We start from the raw sequence: 19,943 nt of genomic DNA, 5'->3' as shown, positions 1-19,943 counted from the left end.
TATGACGGCTGAGTTACATACGCCAAAGCCAAGCCTCTTCACTGATTCGGATTTTTGGAGAGATCCTTATCCGTTTTATGAGAAACTGCGGTCCATTGATCCTGTTTATAAAGGAACCGTTTTAAAATATCCGGGCTGGTATGTCACCGGATACGAAGAGGCGGCAGCGATTCTGAAAGACACCCGATTTAAAAACCGCATTCCTTTTCCGGAATCATCAGCAAAATATGAAAATCTTACACATATCCAGCATGATATGCTGTTATATAAAAATCAATCAGACCATAAGCGGATGCGGATGATTATTGGTAAAGAATTTACCGCGAAGACGGCGGAATCACTTCGCCCCTGTATAAAAGAAACGGTTCATGACTTGTTGGATCAAATCCAAAACAGAAAAACCGCGGACCTTGTTTCAGAGTTTGCCTTTCCATTGGCAAGCCTCATCATCGCAAAGATACTCGGAGTGCCGAAAGAGGAGAGATATCAATTCAGACAATGGACGGCAGACATCATTCAGGCCATTGATTTTACCCGATCTAGAAAAGCTTTAGTAAAAGCCAGCGACACCGCCGGCAAGCTGACGGCATATTTTAAAGACTTGATTCACAAGCGGAAAGTGCAGCCTCGGGAAGACTTGATCAGCAAGTTCATCATGCAGGAACAGCTTTCAGAAGAGGAAGTGCTCGCGGCATGTATCTTACTTGCCATAGCCGGACACGAGACGACGGTAAACCTCATCAGCAGCGGAGTGCTTTCTTTAGTGAAACACCAGGAACAGCTTAGCGCACTGAAGGAAAACCCCTCGCTTATTGAATTTGCAGTCGAGGAATGTTTGCGCTACGACAGCCCGACGCAGCTGACCGCACGCACCGCTTCAGAAGACTGCGAGATCAATGGAAAGATCATAAAAGAAGGAGAGCAGGTATATATCCTTTTAGGCGCCGCCAATCGCGATCCGAGCATATTCGATCATCCTCACAAACTGGACATCGAAAGAAATCCGAATCCGCATCTTGCATTCGGAAAAGGCGCGCATTTTTGCGCAGGCGCCTCATTGGCACGCATTGAGGCCCAAATTGCAATTCTCACACTGTTAGAGCGGATGCCTAAGCTACGGCTGGCCGCATCTGAGCTTGAATACCGCAAACTTTTTGGTTTCAGGTCGCTGACAGAGCTTCCCGTTGTCCTCGGCTGATACTATGCAGGAGGGGCTGGTTTAAAATCCGGTTCCTCTTGCAGGAAATAAATAAAAGAGAAGAGAATTGAATATTTATGAAGCAAAATCTCCGCTGAACCATCTTACTAACTTAAAAACCTCATCCAAGCAATTATTCAATGTAACACGGCCGGGTCTAAGAAACAGGGGCTGTCTCCCCAATGAAGCTGTGATACTTTGCGCAAAACTGGCAAGCCCTATGTTTATATTCTTCTTTGTAAGCGCTTACCATTATTAAGCGGAAAAGAGGGGTGCTTGTGGACATGATTATTATTTTATTGGCATTAGGCTTGCTGATGTTTGCGGCTTACCGGGGATTTTCAGTCATTTTATTTGCCCCGATTTGTGCGCTGTTTGCTGTGCTTTTGACAGATCCGAGCTTCGTACTTCCTTTCTTCTCGAATATATTTATGGAGAAGATGGTAGGATTTATTAAGCTCTATTTTCCCGTATTTCTTTTGGGGGCTGTTTTTGGCAAGGTTGTTGAAATATCCGGGCTCGCCGAGTCGATTGCAAAAACAATCGTCAGACTTGTGGGAGCAAAAAGAGCTATTCTCGCCATCGTTTTAATGGGTGCGATTTTAACGTACAGCGGCGTCAGCCTTTTCGTAGCGGTGTTTGCCGTCTATCCATTTGCTAAGAACCTATTTATCAAAGCTGATATCCCCAAGCGTCTGATACCGGGAACGATTGCATTAGGCGCCTTTACATTTACAATGGATGCGCTTCCCGGCACACCGCAAATTCAGAATGTCATTCCGACAGCATTTTTTAAAACAAACATTTATGCCGCTCCCTGGCTCGGACTGATTGGTGCAGTATTTGTGCTTACAGCCGGAATGCTTTATTTAGAATCGCGACGCAAAAAAGCTGCCAAAGCAGGAGAAGGCTATGCGGGATTTCAATCTGAAGTTTCCGCTGCAAACGAATCCCCAGATTTGGCTTATGAAAAAAACTCGCCTGGTTTACCGCAAGAGGCAGTCCCCGGTATACGCAGCAAATGCTCGCCTTTGTTCCGCTTATCCTTGTTGGGGTCATGAACAAATGCTTCACCATGTGGCTCCCGCATTGGTATCACGACGGATTTGATTTTGCGCCTCTCGGCTTAGAAGCGTTCGGAAAGATTGACCTTACCTCCGTCACTGCGATCTGGTCAGTAGAACTCGCATTGTTCATCGGTATCATCACAACGTTTTTGTTCGATTGGAAAAAAGTACTCGCCAATTTGAAGGAAGGGCTGGGGCGCCTTGCTGGCGTCGATGAATACAGGAGCCGAATACGGATTTGGCGGCATCATCGCGGCGCTTCCCGGCTTCAAAATGGTCAGCAGCGGCATATCGCAGACCTTTACTGATCCGCTTGTCAACGGAGCGGTGACAACTACTGCGCTTGCCGGGATTACAGGATCGGCATCAGGAGGAATGGGCATCGCTTTAAGCGCGATGTCAGCAGCATATACAGAAGCAATCAATACTTTTCACATTCCGCCGGAGGTCATGCACCGGGTGATCTCGATGGCCTCCGGCGGGATGGATACTCTTCCGCATAATGGCGCCGTCATTACACTCGCGGTCACCGGTTTGACCCACCGCCAATCCTACAGAGATATCTTTGCCATTACCATCATTAAAACAGCCGCTGTGTTTGTCATCATCGCCATTTACACTCTGACGGGCCTTGTGCAGGCAAAACAGAAAGGGGACGTGAATATGGGAAAAGGAAAAGTGATGGACTCTTATAAAAATGCTGCTGAACTGATCAAGGACGGAGACACCCTCATCGCAGGAGGATTCGGCCTGTGCGGCATCCCGGAACAATTAATTCTCGCGATCAGAGACAGCGGCGTGAAAAACTTAACTGTTGTCAGCAATAACTGCGGTGTTGATGATTGGGGATTAGGCCTGCTGCTTGCGAATCGGCAGATCAAAAAAATGATCGCATCCTATGTGGGAGAAAACAAAACCTTTGAACGGCAATTTTTAAGCGGGGAGCTGGAAGTCGAATTGGTTCCCCAAGGAACGCTCGCCGAAAGAATTCGCGCGGGAGGTGCGGGCATCCCGGGGTTTTATACATCTGCGGGCGTCGGAACATCAGTCGCCGAAGGAAAGGAACATAAAACATTTGACGGACGCACCTATCTCTTGGAGAAAGGAATTACAGGGAACGCCGCCATTGTAAAGGCGTGGAAAGCCGATTCTCTCGGCAACCTGATGTTCAGAAAGACGGCGAGGAATTTTAATCCGCTCGCTGCAATGGCAGGCAAAGTGACGATTGCAGAGGCTGAAGAAATCGTCGATGTCGGAGAGCTTGATCCGGATCAAATTCACACGCCGGGTATTTTTGTGCAGCATGTGCTGCTCGGCACGGTTCATGAAAAACGGATTGAACGCCGCACCGTCCGGCAAGCATGATAAAGGAGGCTGACAGAATGAGAGATAGCAGAAAACGAATGATCAAACGGGCTGTAATGGAAATTAAGGACGGAATGAATGTGAACTTAGGGATAGGGATGCCGACGCTTGTAGCCAATGAGATACCGAATGATTTTAACGTCCTGCTTCAGTCTGAAAACGGCTTGCTCGGAATTGGTCCTTACCCGATGGAAGGAACGGAGGACCCGGATCTGATCAATGCGGGAAAAGAAACCATTACCGAGGTAAAGGGAGCCTCGTATTTTGACAGTGCCGAATCCTTTGCCATGATTCGCGGCGGCCACATTGACTTAGCCATCCTCGGCGGCATGGAAGTATCCGAACAAGGGGATTTGGCGAACTGGATGATCCCCGGAAAAATGATCAAAGGAATGGGCGGCGCTATGGATTTGGTCCACGGAGCAAAACGGATTGTTGTCATCATGGAGCACGTCAATAAATATGGAGAATCTAAAGTGAAAACGGAATGTACGCTGCCTTTAACCGGCAGGCAAGTGGTCGACCGGCTGATCACAGATTTGGCTGTATTCGATTTTCACGATGGCCGTATGACACTCACCGAACTGCAGGAAGGTGTAACAATGGAGGAGGTTTTTGAGAAAACAGAAGGTCATTTTACTGTCAGCCAGTCGTTAAAGAACGGGGTCAGACAAAAATAAGGAGGTGCATCATGAATTCATTGCTTATTGAAAAAACAGCTATTGTGACAGGAGCCGCCAGAGGAATCGGGTTTGAAATCGCAAAGGAATTTGCCCGTGAAGGAGCCGCCGTCATCATATCTGATGTAAACGAACAAGCGGGAAAAGAAGCGGCGGCAAGGCTGAAAGAGGAAGGCTGTGAAGCAGTCAGCATTACATGCGATGTAACAAATGAAAAGCAAGTGGTCGACATGCTGCAAACGGTTGAGAAGCAATTCGGACGTCTCGACATTCTCGTTAATAATGCGGGCATTCAGCATATCGCACCGATCGAGGAATTTCCCACAGAACAGTTTGAATGGCTCATTCGTGTCATGCTGACAGCGCCATTTATCGCAATGAAGCATGCGTTTCCCATCATGAAAAAACAGCAATTCGGACGGATCATTAATATGGCGTCCGTTAACGGATTAATCGGTTTTTTCGGCAAGTCGGCCTACAACAGCGCCAAGCATGGTGTCATCGGATTAACGAAGGTGGGCGCCCTTGAAGGCGCTGCTGACGGAATCACGGTTAACGCGCTTTGCCCGGGATATGTGGATACTCAGCTTGTCCGCAATCAGTTAAAGGACATTTCCGAAACAAGAAATGTGCCGTATGACCGGGTTCTGGAGGATGTCATCTTTCCGCTGGTGCCGCAAAAACGTCTTCTGTCAGTGAAAGAAATCGCTGATTACGCAGTATTTTTGGCCAGCGACAAAGCGAAAGGCGTCACCGGCCAGGCTGTTGTTCTCGATGGTGGCTATACCGCTCAATAATCGTCTCTAGATTTATCAAGAAGTCCCCGTTTATGATGTTTGAAGTAAAAGGGACGGATTGCGATGAAACATTCAATAAAAACATTCTGCTGCTTATATTGCAGGAAAAAGAATTTGCACGGATCGGCGGCAGAAGTCCGGTACCGATTGATGAGCGCGTAATGGCGGTGACACGTGTGATTTGAGAAAATGGTACAGGAGAGAAATTCCGCCAGAATCTGTGCTAACGGCTGAATGTGATTACAATTCAGATCCCGCCGTTAGCAGAAAGCATGGAGGATATTGTCCCGACTGCCAGATTGTAAAGGTATGGGCCGGAGCTTTCCGATGAAGCTGCGGAAGAATTGTAATACTATTCCCGGCCGGGAAACATAAGAGAATTGGAGAATATGTACGGAACACCTGCACCTTCCGCGCAAACCGGACGTTAGAGAAAGACAGCGCCCCTTAATACAAACAGGCCAACATCCCCAAACGGTCAAACCGTTAAAAGAGAGACTATCGAAGAGGCAGAAAAAAGCGGAAGCTGCAAAGCTTTTACGCATCGGGAAAACAAGTCTGTACACAAATGCAAAGTGTATCGGATTGAGTACCAGAAGAAAAAAACTATGAATCTCTCTGACTCCGCAGGTCAACCAAAACAGCCGAAATAATCGGCTGTTTTTTTATACGCGAAAATTCTATTCACACCGGGTTTTCTTTACATTTTCACAATAAAAAATTAAAAAACAAAAAATAAAGATAGTAACTTATTGTTTATTTGAATGGTAATCAAACAAAAGAGTAAATAGAGAGGACATAAAAGCGGTCCATTATAAATAAAATTACAAAATCTGACGAAATTCGAAAGGGAATAGAGGAAATCATGTAGAAATGTCTTACAATAAATGAATTATGTTATAAATAAAGGGTGTTAATGATGTATTTATCCATTCAAGCAGTAAATGCGGAAAATAACTATATTTCGTGAGAACGAAAATATTGCTCCTTATGGCAAAACCTTTTAAAGGACCATTTGGATGAAAAATAAAAATCTGTCTTTATAAGAAAAAGCAAACAATCAAACTCTATTCCCCCAAAAGGGCCGATTGCTATCCCAATCGGTACCCAGTCCCTAGCGATCTGCGTGGTTTTTCACCCTTGCACTTTGGTGTTTTTTTCCCGCCCAGACACATTCCTTGTCGCAACAGCTTTCATCAAAGCGCAGTCAGATCACAAACACCTTCTCAGACATACAAAGAATCCCTAACAATGAACAACAAAGGTCTAATCGTTATGACATTGGAAATACATATGAAGCATCACGGACATGGTTTGAGTGAAGCAGGATGATTAATAGGCGTCCATGTACCTTTTACAGGTATGCTTATTGACAGGATCGGCCGCACAGCCATATCGCTGGCTATAGCGCCTGAAGGTTCCTTGTTGGCTCTCATCATTGTACTGATTTGCGGTTTTGGTGCCATTTTTTATGAATAAATGTATCTAGTTCGCTTACAAAAACGAATATAACTCCTACAAAAGTATTCTATACATTTTTGTTATAATAATGCTACGATGCTATATATAGGGATATTTTGTATGATTATGGATTCCTATTCAATGCGATTGGAGGGAGCTAATGAACAGTCTTGCCTTTTTATTTCCTGGACAAGGTTCTCAATTTGTAGGCATGGGTAAAAGTTTTTGGAATGATTTTGTGCTCGCGAAGAGATTATTTGAAGAGGCGGGCGATGCCATCTCCATGGATGTAAAAAAGCTGTGTTTTGACGGAGATATGAATGAATTGACTAAGACAATGAATGCGCAGCCCGCCATTTTAACGGTCAGTGTCATTGCTTTTCAAGTGTATATGCAGGAAATAGGAGTTAAACCGCACTTTCTGGCAGGTCATAGCTTAGGAGAATATTCAGCTCTTGTCTGCGCCGGCGCTCTTTCATTTCAAGATGCCGTTAAGCTTGTAAGGCGGCGGGGAATTTTGATGCAAAATGCAGATCCCCAGCGGCTGGGGACGATGGCCGCAGTAACTCAGATCGAGCTCCAAACATTGCAAGAAATATGTTCAGAAATGTCGACGGAAGACTTTCCGGCAGGCATAGCTTGTATGAATTCAGATCAGCAGCATGTGATTTCCGGACACCGGCAAGCTGTGGAACGTGTCATCAAGATAGCGGAGGAAAGGGGGGCTAAGCACACGTATTTGAATGTCAGCGCTCCTTTTCATAGTTCGATGATACAGCCAGCGTCCGAACAATTCCAGGCTGCGTTACATCAGTGTACCTTCCGGGACGCCGCATGGCCGATCATTTCGAATGTCACAGCGGTTCCGTACCGCAATGGAAATTCAGTCAGTGAACATTTGCATCAGCACATGACGAGCCCGGTAAGATGGGCGGAATCGATGTATTACTTGCTTTTACATGGTGTCACCGAAGTCATCGAAATGGGTCCCAAGAACGTCTTGGGCAGTCTGTTGAAAAAAATAACGAATCATATTGCAGCTTATTCTTTAGGACAAACATCTGACGTTCATTACCTTTCCAATTCGGCGGAAAGACATAAAAATGTTGTCCATTTACGCAAGAAGCAGCTGCATAAAATGATGATTCAATCCATCATTTCGCGAAATTATAACAAAGATGCATTGGCATATTCCAATCTGGCGACACCATTATTTGCACAGTTACAACGGCTCAAAGAGAGAATGAAAAGAAATGAAAACGAGCTTTCAGAAGAAGAGCTCGATCATTCGATCCATTTATGTCAACACATTTTTGAGGCTAAACAAATTCCGGCTTTGGAACAATTGCGGATTTTAAAATAAAGCTGCCTTGGAGGAAACCTATGTTTACCAATCAATTTCAAACTTTAGTCGATGTCATTCGGGAAAGAAGCAATATAACGGATCACGGGGTCCGTTTTATCGAGTCCGATAAAAAAGAGACGTTTATATCTTATCGCCAATTGTTTGACGAAGCGCAAGGATTTCTCGGTTACTTACAACATATCGGCATTCAGCCAAAGCAAGAAATTGTGTTTCAAATCCAAGAAAACAAATCATTTGTCGTCGCTTTTTGGGCTTGTTTATTAGGAGGAATGATTCCGGTACCGGTCAGTATCGGAGAAGATGATGACCATAAACTAAAGGTATGGCGCATTTGGAATATATTAAACAATCCGTTTCTGATTGCCTCTGAAAAGGTATTGGGAAAAATAAAAAAATACGCTGCAGAACACGATTTACAAGATTTCCATCAACAATTAAACGAGAAATCTGACATGATTCAAGATCAAATCTACGATCATCCCGCTTCATTAAATGAACCTGATGCGGATGAACTGGCCTTCATTCAATTTTCTTCCGGATCGACAGGGGACCCGAAAGGAGTCATGTTAACGCATCATAACTTAATACATAACACGTGTGCCATTCGGAATGCTCTGTCTATTGACTTAAAAGATTCTTTTTTATCTTGGATGCCTTTAACCCATGATATGGGGCTCATTGCCTGCCACCTAGTTCCCATCTTAGCTGGAATCAATCAAAATCTAATGCCGACAGAATTATTTATCCGCAGACCTATCCTTTGGATGAAAAAAGCTCATGAACATAAAGCCAGCATTCTATCCTCTCCTAATTTCGGATACAACTATTTCCTTAAATTTCTGAAAAACGAACAAAATTTAGACTGGGATTTATCCCATATCAGGGTCATCGCAAACGGTGCGGAACCCATATTGCCAGAGCTGTGTGACGAATTTTTGAAAAGATGCGCCATGTTCAATATGAAAAGATCCGCCATTTTGAATGTATACGGTTTAGCGGAAGCTTCGGTTGGCGCATCGTTCTCTAAAACAGGTGAAGAATTTGTTCCTGTTTATTTGCATCGCGATCACTTAAATCTTGGTGAAAGAGCCGTGGAAGTCAGCAAGGAGGACCAAAACTGCGCTTCTTTCGTCGAAGTGGGACAGCCTATTGACTACTGTCAGATTCGAATCAGCGATGAAGCAAACGAAAGATTAGAAGACGGAATCATCGGTCATATCCAGATCAAGGGGGAAAATGTGACCCGAGGGTATTATAACAACCCCGAAAGTACGGACAGAGCGCTGACTTCCGACGGCTGGATAAAAACGGGTGACTTTGGTTTCATCAGAGAAGGTAACTTCGTCGTAACCGGCAGAGAAAAAGACATTATTTTTGTGAACGGAAAAAATGTATATCCTCATGATATTGAACGGGTCGCGATTGAAATGGAAGGGGTTGATTTAGGAAGAGTCGCAGCCTGCGGTGTATACGATCAAGAGACGCGAAGCGGCGAAATCGTGCTCTTTGTTGTTTTCAAAAAATCCACTGAAAAATTTGCGCCGCTTGTCAAAGACATTAAAAAGCATTTGTACCAACGAGGCGGCTGGAGCATAAAAGAAGTCCTTCCGATCCGAAAGCTGCCAAAAACGACTAGCGGAAAGGTTAAGCGATATGAACTGGCTAAGCAGTATGAGACTGGGACATTTTCGATAGAGTCTGCCGCAATCAAGGAATTTCTGGAGAGCAATCCGAAGGAACCGGGTCAGACTGCTATTCCTGAGATAGAAACGGAATTGCTGTCTATCTTTTCCGAAGTGCTGGCCGGGAAAAAGATTCATCTAAATGATAGTTACTTTGATATGGGCGCAACTTCATTACAATTATCTCAAATTGCCGAACTCATAGAACAAAAGTTTGGCCGTGAGCTTGCGGTTGCCGATCTATTTACGTATCCTTCTATCACAGATTTAGCGGCATTTCTGGCTGAAAACCATGCTGAAATCAAGCAAGCCGATACAGCGAAGCCAAGCCATGTTTCGTCGAAAGACATCGCCATTATCGGAATGTCGCTCAATGTTCCGGGGGCATCGGATAAAAGCGGTTTTTGGCACCTGCTGGAAAGAGGAGAACACAGCATTCGAAAATATCCTGAACCAAGAGTCAAAGATGCGAAGGATTATTTACAATCCATTCAAAGCGAATTCAATGAAAGTCAGTTTGTTAAGGGCGGCTATTTAGACGAAATCGACCGATTTGATTATTCGTTCTTTGGCTTAGCTCCCAAAAGCGCACAGTTCATGGACCCCAATCAAAGGCTGTTTTTGCAATCCGCATGGCATGCGATTGAGGATGCAGGCTATGCCGGCGACACCATTAGCGGGAGCCGGGTCGGGGTATATGCAGGGTACTCGAAGGTGGGCTACGATTACGAACGTCTCCTCTCTGCGAATTATCCGGAGGAACTTCATCAATATATTGTAGGGAATCTTCCTTCCGTGTTAGCGAGCCGAATCGCTTACTTTTTAAATTTAAAAGGGCCGGCGGTCACCGTGGATACGGCTTGCTCTTCATCACTTGTTGCCGTTCATATGGCATGCAAATCTTTGCTTACAGGCGAGTGTGAAATGGCAATTGCCGGAGGTATTCGAACATCGCTATTGCCGATGCGTATCGGGCTCGATATGGAGTCTTCAGACGGTCTCACCAAAACGTTCAGCGAAGAGTCGGACGGCACAGGATCCGGCGAAGGCGTGGCGGCAGTCCTGTTGAAACCTTTGCAGGCTGCGGTTCGCGACGGAGATCATATATATGGCGTGATAAAGGGAAGCGCGATGAATCAAGACGGGACAACCGCAGGAATCACCGCACCGAATCCGGCAGCTCAGACCGAAGTCATTGAGATGGCCTGGAAAGACGCGGGAATTGCTCCTGAAACACTGTCTTTCATCGAAGCGCATGGCACCGGAACCAAGCTTGGCGATCCGGTTGAATTTAACGGGCTTTGTAAAGCGTTTGAAAAGCATACGGCAAAGAAACAATTTTGTGCGATTGGCTCTGTTAAATCGAACATCGGACATTTGTTTGAAGCGGCGGGCATTGTCGGACTGATAAAATCTGTCCTCATGTTGAATCACAAAAAAATCCCGCCATTAGCGCATTTTAATAAACCGAATCCGTTAATTGATTTTCAATCTTCACCATTTTATGTAAATCAGGAAGTGATGGATTTCACACCTGCTGACAGACCGCTGCGATGCGGAATCAGCTCGTTCGGTTTTAGCGGAACGAATGCGCATGTGGTACTGGAAGAATATACTCCTCAAAGTGAGTATGCATCCAAAGCCGGGAATGAGCCGAACCTATTTGTTTTATCCGCCCATACTGAAACTTCGCTCTATGAACTCACTCAGCGGTATCGGGATTATATTTCGGATGACAATCAAGCTTCATTGAAATCAATTTGCTATACAGCCAGTACAGGAAGGGCTCATTTGGATCATTGTGTGGCCATGATTGTATCAAGTAAGCAAGAATTAATAGATAAGCTGACCTGCTTGATTAAAGGAGAGAGAAATCTTCCTCAGGTATACTTTGGCTACAAGAACATGAAGGAAATGCTGCCTGCCGACAAAGACGATCTGAATAAACAAGCCGCTCATCTGATGCAGCATCGTGCCAGCACGAAGGATGAACGAATCACATGGCTGAATCGTGCCGCTGAATTATTTGTGCAAGGGGCCGTAATTGATTGGCGCGCCTTATATTCCAATGAAGCTGTACGAAAAGTTTCATTGCCCTTATATCCGTTTGAACGGAATCGATGCTGGGCTGAAGCTGACCATTTGCGCTTTAAAGAAGGAAAAGAAAGAGGGGAAGCAGCATTGGGTATCGATCATACGAAGGCACATATTGAATCCTTCCTCAAGACTGTGATTAGCAATGCTTCTGGAATCAGAGCGGAGGAAATCGACCTGAATGCCCATTTTATCGGGTTCGGTATGGATTCCATCATGCTGAGCCAGGTCAAAAAAGCCATTGCAGATGAATTTGATGTGGACATCCCGATGGAGCGCTTTTTTGATACGATGAACAACCTTCAAAGTGTCGTAGATTACTTGGCTGAGGACGCGCCAACGGCTGCATCCGCTCCGCCTCAAGAGAGTGTGGCGGCGCATGAAAAGCTTGTCGTTTCAGAAACACAGCCCGAATCAGATCATAGAGAAGATCACCAAGAGCAAATGCTGGAAAAAATTATTGCTTCTCAGAATCAATTAATTCAGGACACCTTACAAGCTCAATTGAATAGCTTTAATTTGTTGAGAAACAGCAGTCATCATTCCGCAGCGGAAGAATACGCTAAAGCGCAAGAAAAATCGTTCCCTTCTTCCAAGCAAGGGACCCCCTCTGTCACTGCAGAAAAGAAATTGACTCAAGAAGCGAAGCCTTATGTTCCTTTTCAGCCGCAGCACTTGCATGAACAGGGACACTATACTGCACAGCAAAGACAATATTTAGAAACCTTTATCAAGAAATACACAGACAAAACGAAAGGTTCCAAACAATATACGGACGAAACCCGATTTGCTCATGCAAATAACCGCAACTTGTCCAGCTTCCGTTCGTATTGGAAGGAAATGGTTTACCCGATTATTGCCGAACGTTCGGACGGCTCCAAGATGTGGGATATTGATGGAAACGAATATATCGATATCACCATGGGCTTCGGGGTTAATCTTTTTGGACATCATCCGTCCTTTATTACGCAAGTTATCAATGATTCAACCCAATCGGCATTGCCGCCGCTCGGACCGATGTCGAATGTCGCCGGAGAAGTTGCAGATCGAATTCGCGCATGCACCGGGACAGAAAGGGTCGCTTTCTATAATTCCGGAACAGAGGCAGTCATGGTTGCCCTTCGTTTGGCAAGGGCGGCCACAGGAAGAAAGAAAGTTGTGGTGTTCTCAGGCTCTTATCACGGTACGTTTGACGGCGTATTAGGTGTAGCCAATACGAAAGGCGGGGCTTCGCCTGCAAATCCGCTGGCTCCGGGCATCCTGCAAAACTATATGAATGATTTGATTATTTTGCATTACAACAATCCGGATTCGCTGGACGTGATTCGCAGTCTGGGAAATGAATTGGCAGCCGTACTGGTGGAACCGGTGCAAAGCCGCAGGCCGGATTTGCAGCCGAAATCATTCTTAAAAGAACTGCGTGCGCTCACGCAGCAATCCGGGACAGCTTTGATTATGGATGAAATTATAACCGGATTTCGGATCGGTCTCGGCGGTGCACAGGAATGGTTCGGCATTCAAGCCGATTTGGTGACCTACGGAAAAATCATCGGCGGCGGGCAGCCGTTAGGTATTGTTGCCGGAAAAGCTGAGTTCATGAATGCGATCGACGGCGGAACCTGGCAGTATGGGGACGGCTCCTATCCGACGGACGAGGCGAAACGCACGTTTGTGGCCGGCACCTTCAATACTCACCCGCTTACCATGAGAATGTCACTAGCCGTGCTTCGGCATCTTCAATCCGAGGGAGAAAATCTGTATAAGCAGTTAAATCAAAAGACGACAGACTTGGTCGATCAATTAAATCGCTACTTTGAACAGTCCCAAGTGCCTATTCGTATGGTTCAATTCGGATCCTTGTTCCGTTTTGTCTCATCGGTTGATAATGATTTGTTCTTTTACCACCTCAATTATAAAGGGGTCTATGTTTGGGAAGGACGCAACTGCTTCTTGTCTACGGCTCATACTGCGGATGATATTGCTTATATCATTCAAGCCGTCCAAGACACAGTGAAGGATCTTCGCCGGGGCGGATTTATTCCGGAAGGCCCGCATTCCCCTGATGACGGGGGCCATAGAGAACCCGAGGCGTACGAGCTTTCTCCTGAACAAAAACAATTGGTGATGGTATCCCATTATGGGAATGATGCTTCTGCAGCTTTAAACCAATCCATTATGTTAAAAGTGAAGGGTGAAGTGCAGCATACACTGTTAAAACAAGCGGTTCAGCATATTGTCAGCCGCCATGACGCTTTACGCACGGTCATTCATGTCGATGACGAAGTACAGCAAGTGCAGGCACGGATGGATGTGGAAATTCCTGTCGTCGATTTTACCGGTCACCCGGATGAGCATCGAGAGGCGGAAATTCAGAAATGGCTGACGGAAGATGCCAAGCAGCCGTTTCATTTTCACGAACAGAAGCCATTGTTTAGAATTCATGTGCTTAAATCGAATCAAGACGCACATCTGATTGTGCTTACCTTTCATCATATCATTGCCGATGGCTGGTCGATCGCTGTTTTTGTACAAGAGCTTGAGAGCACTTACGCGGCCATTGCAGAAGGAAAACCGCTTCCGTCGGATGAGGCTGCTCCGTTTCACCAATATTTAGCTTGGCAGCAAGCGCAGATTGATAGCGGCCAGTATGAAGAAGGAGTCCGTTATTGGCGGCGGCACTTCTCTGAACCGATACCTCAGGCAGCCCTGCCAAGCGCGGCTTCTTCCCGTTATTCCCACGGATTTGAGGGTGATCAGTGTACGGTTAGGCTGGGGCGGCCTTTAAGCGAGGCTTTAAAATCATTAAGCATTCGCATGAAAAATAGCGTATTTGTGACCATGCTGGGCGCATTTCACCTTTTTCTGCACCAGCTTACCAAACAGTCCGGCCTTGTGATCGGGATTCCAACGGCAGGTCAATCGCATATGAATCACCATGTGCTGATTGGAAATTGCGTCAATATGGTTCCGGTGAAGAACACGGCATCTTCAGAAAGCACCTTATCCGGTTTCCTTGACAATATGAAGAAAAACGTGAATCAAGCAATGCGGCATCAAGCTGTTCCGATGACACTGGTGGCCAGACAGCTTCCGCACGATCAAGTGCCGGATATGCGTATTATATTTAATTTGGACAGGCCTTTTCGAAAGCTGCATTTCGGAAAGGCGGAGGCCGAGCCCATTGCTTACCCTGTGAAATGCATTTCATACGATTTATTTCTTAACGTAACGGACGTGGATCAAGAATATATTCTTGATTTCGATTTTAATACGAACGTCATCAGCCCTGAGATCATGGAAAAGTGGGGAGCGGACTTTGCGAAATTGCTGCAAAAAATGGCTGAGGGGGATTCAGTCCCTTTTGAGACCTTGAAGATGTTTTCAGATGAAGAACAGCAAGCTTTACAAGAGCTGTATGCCGGTCACCAGCAGCGAGTCTCTGCAACATTAAACAATGCGGCAAATCTTGCTGCCGTCTACGAAGAGCCGGAAAATGAAACGGAGCGGCAGCTGGCACAGATCTGGGAGGAACTGTTCGGACTTGAACGGGTGGGCAGATCAGATCACTTCTTGGCTCTGGGAGGAAACTCGCTGCAAGCAACGCTTATGCTATCCAAAGTACAGAAAACATTACACCAAAAAGTTTCTATAGGGCAATTTTTCAATCATCAGACCGTTAAGGAGTTGGCAAGTTTAATCCGGAGCGAAAAGAAAGTCATGCACCACCCTATGAAGGCTGTTGAGAAGAAAGCCTATTACCGGACATCGCCAGCGCAGCAAAGAGTATATTTCCTGCATCAGCTGGAACCGACTCAACTGTCGCAAAATATGTTTGGCCAAATATCGATTATAGGGCAGTACAATGAGGAAGCCTTGGTCGCATCCCTTCAACAAGTCATGCAGCGGCATGAAGCGTTTCGCACTTCTTTTGAGATTATAGATGGTGAAATTATCCAGAAAATGGCAAGTGAGCTTGATTTTAACGTTCATGTCCGCGCGATGGACCGAAATGAATTTGAACGCTATGCAGATCAGTTTGTAAAACCTTTCCGTCTGGAACAAGCTCCTTTGGTTCGCGCAGAGCTGATCAAGATCGATAACGAGCAGGCGGAACTGCTCATCGATATGCATCATATTATTTCGGATGGTTACTCCATCAACATACTTACGAATGAGCTGTTTGCTTTATACCATCATGAGCCATTGCCGGAAATTGAATTTGAATATAAAGATTTCGCAGAATGGCAGAACCAGTGGTTGAGCGGAGAGACCATGGAGCAGCAGGAGAAATACTGGCTGGAGCAATTCCAGGAAGAAATCCCTATTCTTCAACTGCCGGCAGACGGTTCAAGGTCGATGGAATGGTCTTCTGAGGGCCAGCGCGTGACGTGCTCCTTACAGCCAAATGTCATCCGTTCGCTTAAAGATACGGCCCAAAAGGCGGGAACGACTCTGTATACACTGCTTCTGGCTGCTTACAAAGTGCTGCTTCATAAATATACGGGCCAAGAAGATATCGTCGTAGGCACGCCTGCTTCCGGAAGAAATCATCCGGATATCGAAAGCATGATCGGTATTTTCATTCAAACCATCGGGATTCGGACCAAGCCGAACGCCAATAAAAGGTTTGCAGATTACTTGGAAGAAGTAAAGCGGCAAACACTTGATGCTTTCGAAAATCAGGATTACCCATTTGACAGGCTGGTGGAGAAATTAAATGTGCAGCGGGAAACAACAGGAAAATCGCTGTTTAACACGATGTTTGTGTTTCAAAACATTGAATTTTATGAGATCCAGCAAAATGGATGTACATTTAGGGTAAAAGAACGAAATCCCGGAGTCTCTTTATATGATTTGATGCTAACGATCGAAGATGCCGGACAGCAATTAGAGATGCATTTCGATTTTAATCCAGAGCAGTTTGAACAAGAAACCATTGAACAGATCTCAAAGCACTATACCCTCATTTTGAATAGCCTTGTCCAAGAGCCGGAGATGTCTTTATCTGCCGTTCCTATGCTATCTGACGCCGAACGGCATCAATTGCTGATGGAGTTTAATGACACAAAGACGCCGTATCCGCACGATGAAACGGTATGCCAATGGTTTGAAAAGCAAGCAGAACAGCGGCCTGACCATGAAGCCGTTATATTTGGCAATGAGCGGTACACGTACAGGCAGCTCAATGAACGGGCAAACCAATTGGCGCGGACGTTGAGAACGAAGGGCGTACAGGCGGATCGGTTCGTTGCCATCATCTGCCCGCACCGTATCGAGCTGATTGTTGGAATTTTGGCTGTTCTAAAATCCGGAGGCGCATACGTGCCCATTGATCCGGAGTATCCGGAAGATCGGATACAGTATATGCTCACAGATTCAAAGGCGGAGATTGTTTTGACACAGCACCACCTGCATAAGCAATTAACGTATGATGGCGGCGTTGTGCTTTTGGATGAGGAAAGCTCTTATCATGAGGACAGCTCGAATCTTGAATTGATCAGCGATGCCCATGATTTGGCCTACATGATCTATACGTCAGGTTCCACCGGGAATCCGAAAGGCGTACTCATTGAGCACCAAGGACTGGCCAACTATATTTGGTGGGCGAAAGAGGTCTATGTGAAGGGCGAGAAAACCAACTTCCCACTGTACTCCTCCGTCTCTTTCGATTTAACGGTGACTTCGATTTTCACACCGTTGGTCACGGGAAATACCGTCATTGTCTACGATGGAGAAGACAAAAGCGCGGTGCTTTCAACAATTATGCAGGACCCAAGAATAGATATGATCAAGTTAACCCCGGCGCATTTACATGTACTCAAAGAAATGAATATAGCCGAGGGAACGGCAATTCGGAAAATGATTGTGGGCGGAGAAAATTTAAGCACCCGCCTGGCCCGCAGTGTAAGCGAGCAGTTTAAAGGCCGGCTGGACATATTCAATGAATACGGACCGACGGAAGCGGTCGTTGGTTGTATGATTTATCATTACGACGCTAAAAGGGATAAGCGAGAATTTGTACCGATAGGCTCTGCGGCCGCCAATACGAACATTTATGTGGCGGATGCCAGCAGGAATCTGGTGCCGATCGGGGTACCCGGTGAAATATATATCAGCGGAGCAGGTGTCGCCAGAGGTTATTGGAATCGCCCGGATTTAACGGCAGAGAAATTCGTTGAGAACCCGTTTGCCCCGGGAACGAAGATGTACAAGACCGGGGACTTGGCTAAGCGATTGCGGGATGGAAATCTTGTCTATTTGGGCCGAATCGATGAACAAGTCAAAATCAGAGGGCATCGAATCGAACTTGGTGAGATCGAAGCAGCGATGCATAATGCGGAAGCGGTGCAAGCGGCCGCAGTTTTAGCCAGAGAAGAAGAAGACGGCTTAAAACAATTGTGTGCGTATTATGTGAGCGATAAACCTGTAACAGCAGCACAGCTTAGAGCACAATTGTCACAGGAGCTGCCGGACTACATGGTTCCGTCCTATTTTGTCCGACTGGAGCATATGCCGTTAACGTCCAACGGGAAAATAAATCGTAAAGCACTGCCTGCGCCTGAGACAACTTTGCAGCAGACAGCCGAGTATGTACCGCCGGGCAACGAGATTGAAACCAAGCTGACAGCCTTATGGCAAGAGGTGCTCGGAATCAGCCATGCGGGGATCAAGCATAATTTCTTTGATCTTGGAGGAAATTCCATTCGGGCGGCGGCCTTAGCTGCCAGAATCCACAAAGAGCTTGATGTGAATCTGTCTCTAAAAGACATATTTAAGTTTCCTACCATTGAACAGTTGGCTGACATGGCGTTACGCATGGAAAAAAATCGATATGCATCGATTCCTGCTGCAAAGGAAATGCCCTATTATCCAGTTTCTTCGGCTCAAAGACGGATGTATTTGTTAAGCCATGCGGATGGCGGCGAGCTGACTTACAATATGACGGGCGCCATGAGTGTAGAAGGGAACATCGATCCGGTCCGATTAAACGCCGCTTTCCAAAAATTAATCGAGCGTCATGAAGCTTTGCGGACCAGCTTTGAACTATATGAAGGCGAACCGGCACAGCGTATTCATCCGAGCGTCGAATTTACAATAGAACGAATTCAAGCAAGAAAAGAAGAAGTGGAAGATCGTGTGCTTGATTTCATCAAAGCTTTTGATTTAACCAAGCCGCCGTTGATGCGAGTCGGACTGATTGAACTTGAACCTTCAAGGCATGTGCTGCTGGTTGATATGCATCATATCATTTCTGATGGCGTGTCCATGAATATTCTGATGAAAGATCTAAGTCAACTATATGAGGGGAACGAACCGGATCCGCTTTCTATTCAATATAAAGATTATGCGGTTTGGCAGCAAACGGAAGTCCAGAGACGGAACATCAAGAATCAGGAAGCGTATTGGCTGAATCGGTTTCATGATGACATTCCTGCACTGGATATGCCTGCGGATTACGAGAGACCTTCCATACGCAGTTACGAAGGCGAATCATTTGAATTTCTTATACCGGAACCATTGAAAGAGCGCTTAAGCCAAATGGAAGAAACCACAGGGGCAACTCTTTATATGATTTTATTGGCAGCCTATACGATTCTTTTATCCAAATACAGCGGACAAGAGGATATTGTCGTAGGGACGCCAATCACCGGGAGGACTCATATAGATGTAGAGCCTGTTGTGGGAATGTTCGTCAATACGTTAGTCATTCGCAATCACCCGGCAGGCCGTAAAACATTCGATGCTTACTTAAACGAAGTCAAGGAAAACATGCTGAATGCCTATCAAAATCAAGACTATCCATTGGAAGAATTGATCCAGCATTTACATCTTCCAAAAGATTCAAGCCGTAATCCTTTGTTCGATACGATGTTTGTGCTGCAGAATCTTGATCAAGCTGAATTGAAAATGGATTCCCTTCGGTTCGCGCCGTATAAGCTTCAACATACGGTTGCCAAATTCGATCTGACCTTGTCGATCCAGGTGGACCAAGACAAACATTACGGTCTGTTCGAATACTCGAAGAAACTATTTAAGAAAAGCAGAATCGAAGCTTTATCAAACGACTATTTACGTATCTTATCCGCGATTATAGAACATCAAAACGTTCAAATCGATCATATCGAATTAAGCGGAAGCAGCGCGGAAGAAGATAACACGATCGATTCTATTCAATTGAACTTTTAGGAAGCAAGGGGAACATGCATTATTTTCTTTAAATTATACAAAATGA

7 protein-coding genes and 1 pseudogene are annotated in these 19,943 nt (G+C 45.6%); all 8 read left to right on the top strand.

Annotated features, from left to right (window positions below):
- The first annotated feature begins 1 nt into the window (after window position 1).
- The 8 genes and pseudogenes from AXI59_RS17235 (at window position 2) to AXI59_RS17205 (ending at window position 19,897) form a co-directional block, all read left to right on the top strand.
- A complete protein-coding gene (locus AXI59_RS17235; protein WP_061528820.1) occupies window positions 2–1,198 on the top strand; it encodes a cytochrome P450 in 1,197 nt (398 codons plus the stop codon).
- Window positions 1,199–1,476: 278 nt separating this feature from the next.
- A pseudogene (locus tag AXI59_RS17230) lies at window positions 1,477–2,901 on the top strand (GntP family permease); the annotation flags it as partial.
- Between the two features lie 27 nt (window positions 2,902–2,928).
- Complete coding sequence (locus tag AXI59_RS17225) at window positions 2,929–3,630, top strand: CoA transferase subunit A (RefSeq protein WP_061528866.1); 702 nt, start codon at window positions 2,929–2,931, stop codon at window positions 3,628–3,630.
- 17 nt (window positions 3,631–3,647) lie between these two features.
- A complete protein-coding gene (locus tag AXI59_RS17220; protein WP_061521202.1) occupies window positions 3,648–4,310 on the top strand; it encodes a 3-oxoacid CoA-transferase subunit B in 663 nt (220 codons plus the stop codon).
- Window positions 4,311–4,321: 11 nt separating this feature from the next.
- Entirely contained in the window at window positions 4,322–5,107 is a 786-nt protein-coding gene (locus tag AXI59_RS17215; RefSeq protein ID WP_061528819.1) for a 3-hydroxybutyrate dehydrogenase, read from the top strand.
- A 32-nt stretch (window positions 5,108–5,139) separates the two neighbouring features.
- Window positions 5,140–5,292 carry a hypothetical protein gene (locus tag AXI59_RS19865; RefSeq protein ID WP_156476314.1) on the top strand — a complete coding sequence of 51 codons (153 nt, stop codon included), beginning with the start codon at window positions 5,140–5,142 and terminating at the stop codon, window positions 5,290–5,292.
- Between the two features lie 1,436 nt (window positions 5,293–6,728).
- Window positions 6,729–7,931, top strand: a complete 1,203-nt coding sequence (fabD, locus tag AXI59_RS17210) for an ACP S-malonyltransferase (RefSeq protein WP_061528818.1) — start codon at window positions 6,729–6,731, stop codon at window positions 7,929–7,931.
- 20 nt (window positions 7,932–7,951) lie between these two features.
- A complete protein-coding gene (locus tag AXI59_RS17205) occupies window positions 7,952–19,897 on the top strand; it encodes a non-ribosomal peptide synthetase/type I polyketide synthase (RefSeq protein WP_061528817.1) in 11,946 nt (3,981 codons plus the stop codon).
- Window positions 19,898–19,943 lie beyond the last annotated feature (46 nt).

The sequence above is a fragment of the Bacillus nakamurai genome (assembly GCF_001584325.1).
In the GTDB taxonomy this organism is placed as follows: Bacteria; Bacillota; Bacilli; order Bacillales; family Bacillaceae; genus Bacillus; species Bacillus nakamurai.
The sequence above is the reverse complement of the archived record's forward strand: the minus strand, read 5'-3'. Positions and strand labels throughout refer to the sequence as shown.